Below are 990 nucleotides of genomic sequence, written 5' to 3' on the forward strand. Positions count from 1 at the left end.
GGTCGTGCCGTCGGGGGCGGTCACGCGGACGTCCTCGACCGGGGCGCCCGCCGGGGTGCCGACGGGCGTCTGCCCCTCGGTGTACGGAGACGCGAGGGGGGAGTGGGGGTACGCCGGGGGCGCGCCGAGCGGGCCGCGCCCCACGTGGCCGTCGGTCAGCAGGGCGTCGTGGCCGCGCGTGGCCCCGGGCAGGTACGTCCGCAGACCCCCGCCGCCGCGCAGCACCGGCAGCGACTGGTCCGCCGCGCGCAGCCGGGTCGCGACGGCCGTCCGCCGCTCGCTCTGGTAGCTGTCGAGCAGCCGCTCCGAGCCGCCGTGGTGCCAGGCGTGGGCGAGCTTCCACGCGAGGTTGTCCACGTCCCGCAGCCCCTCGTCGAGGCCCTGGGTGCCGACCGCGCCGAGCAGGTGCGCCGCGTCCCCGGCGAGCAGGACCCGGTCCACCCGCCAGCGGCGGGCGAGCCGGTGGTGCACGGTGTGGACGCCGGTGTCGATCAGCTCGTACGGGGGCGTCACGCCCTCGCACCAGCCGGCCAGGGTCTCGCGGATCCGGGCGACCAGCGCGTCCGGGGTGACCAGGTCGCCGCGGGGCGGCAGCAGCCAGTCGATCCGCCACACCCCGTCGGGCAGCGGGCGCGCGGTGATCTCCTCGGCCGCGCCGCGCCACGGGGGCTGACGGTGCAGCAGGGCCTCGCCGGGCCAGGGGAGTTCGGTGCGCAGCGCGGCGACGGCGTGCCGCTCCACCGCCGTGCGGCCGGGGAAGCGGATCCCGAGCAGCTTGCGCACGGTCGAACGGGCCCCGTCGCAGCCGACGAGATGGCTGCCGCGCCACCAGGTGCCCGCCGGGCCCCGGGTGTGGGCGACGATCCCGTCCCGGTCCTGCTCGATGGTGTCGAGCCGGGACTCGGTGACGAGCCGGATCAGCTTCTGCCGGGAGATGGCGTCGCGCAGTCCGCGGGCCAGGGCGTGCTGGGGGATGTGCAGCGGGGAGGC

At 78.0% G+C, this 990-nt stretch carries 1 protein-coding gene; it reads right to left on the reverse strand.

The window, feature by feature from the left end; genetic code table 11:
- The coding region (locus CCN56_RS40610; protein WP_179200169.1) for an FAD-dependent monooxygenase at positions 1–990 on the reverse strand (990 nt) is incomplete at both ends.

The organism is Streptomyces sp. NRRL B-24572 (genome assembly GCF_002156145.1).
Taxonomy (GTDB): Bacteria; Actinomycetota; Actinomycetes; order Streptomycetales; family Streptomycetaceae; genus Streptomyces; species Streptomyces vietnamensis.